This window comes from Bartonella sp. MM73XJBT (assembly GCF_028618465.1).
GTDB lineage: Bacteria > Pseudomonadota > Alphaproteobacteria > Rhizobiales > Rhizobiaceae > Bartonella.
On the sequence record NZ_JAQISY010000075.1, the window covers coordinates 1 to 3,230 of the forward strand.

Genomic DNA, 3,230 nt, shown 5'->3' on the forward strand with positions numbered 1-3,230 from the left:
TAAAAACAATTATATTTCAATATGTTAGTATTTTAATGATACAACCCTTATCAAGATACAACCCATAAATTCAATCAATAATATATATTTGTCAGTTTGTGTCTGTAAATTGAACTGACAAAAGTAATCATTTCAATGACGCATAAAACCTATCAAAATACTCACTCTGATCTTTTTAAACACATAGTGCATTCGTCTTGAATGATATGTGAAATAAAGAGCAAATTTCACTATTCTGTTGTTGATAAGCATGATTTATAAAATTTATTTTAAGCGATTTATGGGTTTTCTGCTGCTTTTGTCTCATTTTGTTATCGCTATTTCTTTTGAATCAATTTAATAGACTTCATTTCGTTTCTTTACGAGTTTTGATCTTGCCATAGCCAATGGAGTTTATCTTAATATGCTTCAATCTGTTAAGTCTGATAATAAACAAGTCACGCTACGTTCTCTCTTAGAATATTATCGTCAACAAGCAAAATCACCCCGTGAATTGGGAACGCTGTTTGAAAACCTTGTCATGGCTTATCTCATGCAAGACCCTTTACAAAAGCAAGAATACGAAAAGGTTCAAACTTATTCGGAATGGGCTGAGGAACATGATGAAGATGGGCGTGATATTGGTATTGATCTGGTCGCTACAATCCGTGATCAAGGAGGATATGCGGCTATTCAATGTAAATGCTATGATGCTTCTCACATCATTAAAAAAGAAGATATTGATAGCTTTATCGCTGCCTCTGGGAAGAAAATATTCACCCGTCGTATTCTCGTTGATAGCACCGAAAGCAATTGGAGTGATAATGCTCACAACACTTGTGATGGTCAAGAGGTTCGCATTCAACAGATTAATCTGTTTGATTTAGAAAACAGTCAAATTGATTGGGGCGCTTATAAAGAACGAGGACAAGCTGTCCTTAAAGAACAACCGAAAAAAAAGCTTTTAGATCATCAAAAGGATGCACTGAAAGCTGTTTGTGAAGGGTTACAAGAAGCAGACCGTGGCAAGCTGATTATGGCGTGTGGAACGGGCAAGACCTTTACCAGTCTGAAGATAGCAGAAGCCCTTGCTGGTCAAGGTAAACGTGTTTTATTTCTTGTCCCCTCCCTTGCTTTGATGTCACAAACAATCCGTGAATGGACCATTGATACAGAAGTTCCCTTGCGTTCCTTTGCGGTGTGTTCGGATACACAAGTGGGCAAGCGTCGTAAAGGAAAACATGATGATGAAGCTGGTCTTGATGCCTCTGATCTTGTCTTACCGGCGACAACGGATGCAAAAGAACTTGCGCGTAAAGCCAATAAGACCTCTCTTGATGTGATGACCGTGGTCTTTTCGACCTATCATTCCATTCAAGTAATTTCCGATGCACAAAAAGACTATGATTTACCCGAATTTGATCTGATCATTTGTGATGAAGCCCATAGAACAACAGGAGTTGTTTTAGGAACAGACAAGCATGAATCTGAATTTATCAAAGTTCACGATAACAGCATCATTCGGGGTAAAAAACGTCTGTATATGACAGCAACCCCAAAGATCTTTAGTGACAAGTTGAAAAGGAATGCTGTCTTATCTAATAACGTTTTGGTGTCCATGGATAATGAAAAACTCTATGGCAAACAACTTTTCACTTACAACTTTTCACGTGCTTTAGAGGATAAGCTGTTATCACCTTGTAAAGTTATCATATTAGTTGTCAATGAAGAAGAAGTAAGCAAATCCATTCAACATCTTATTACCGATAAGGATTATGAGCTTATTCTTGACGATAGGACCAAGATTAATGGCTGTTATAGAGCCCTTACCAAAATGGATCTGAAACTTGATCTTGAAGATGACCCTAAGCCCATGCGTAGAGCTTTAGCTTTTTGCAAAGATATTGAGACTTCTAAACGCATATGCAAAAGATTCAAAAAAGAAAAAGTGCAAGAATCTTTGCGCGCTCTTCATAAGAACTATAAAGATACTCCCCCTCTTAACTGTACCCTTGCTCATATTGATGGAACCTTTAGTGCTAAAGAGCGTACAAAACAACTTGACTGGTTAAAGGAAGATGCGGGAGAAAATACTTGTCGCGTACTTACCAATGTACGCTGTCTTTCTGAAGGTGTTGATGTTCCTGCTCTTGATGCCGTTCTATTTTTACACCCGCGCAAAAGTCAAATTGAGATTATTCAAGCGATAGGACGCGTCATGCGTCGAGCAGAAGGTAAAAAAAGAGGCTATATCATTCTACCCATTGGGATACCCGCTGGCATTCCACCGGAAATAGCCTTAGAAAACAACAAAAAGTATAATGTCATTTGGCAAGTAATCAATGCTTTACGTGCCCATGATGATAACTTTAATAAAATAATTCATCATATGCACAAAAAACAAGACGTAAGCCATGCTCTTGAAATTGTTGCTGCTTCTCAAGAACTTGCGTTAGAAGATACGACTACGGTTATTGATGATTTACCTACACGCTCAAAATTAGAATATTCAGGACTTAATATTGGGTTAGCAACTTATGAACCCTCTCACACAGGTGGAGAACAAGGAGAATTCCGCTTTTTTCCTAAATGTAAAGATGCCATTAGAGCTGCTATTGTTAATAGATTTTACGACCCTAGCTATTGGAAAAAATGGGCAATAAATGTTGGTGATCTTGCTCAAACTCATATCACACGCTTAACTGAAGTTTTGACGAAATCAGAAACTGAAACACGGCGTGTGTTTAATGATTTTATGACCGAATTGCGTAGCAATTTAAATACAACTATCTCCGAACAAAATGCGATTGAAATGCTTGCGCAGCATCTTGTGACGCGTCCAGTCTTTAATGCTTTATTTGAGGGGCATCAGTTTGTTCAGGAAAATCCCGTATCTTGTGCTTTACAACGTGTACTCAATGCCCTTGATAACTTTACTCTTAAAGAAGAATCTCAAGATCTCAAAAATATTTCTAGGAGTGTGCAATTTTACACGCGTGGAATTACCACTCTTGAAGCACAACAAAGCTTAATTGTAGAACTTTATAATGAATTTTTTCGTTATGCTTTTCCACGTACAGTAGAAAAATTAGGAATTGTTTATACCCCCATTGAGGTTGTTGATTTTATCATTCATTCTGTTGATGATGTCTTACACAATGAATTTGGAAAAAGCTTAGGATCACGTGGTGTTTCTATTCTTGACCCTTTTACGGGTACTGGTACCTTTATCACACGGTTGTTACAATCTA

1 protein-coding gene is annotated in these 3,230 nt (G+C 37.5%); it reads left to right on the plus strand.

What is annotated here, in order from left to right; genetic code table 11:
* Positions 1–403: 403 nt before the first annotated feature.
* The coding region (locus tag PVV69_RS09475; RefSeq protein ID WP_273757305.1) for a DEAD/DEAH box helicase family protein at positions 404–3,230 on the plus strand (2,827 nt) is incomplete at its 3' end.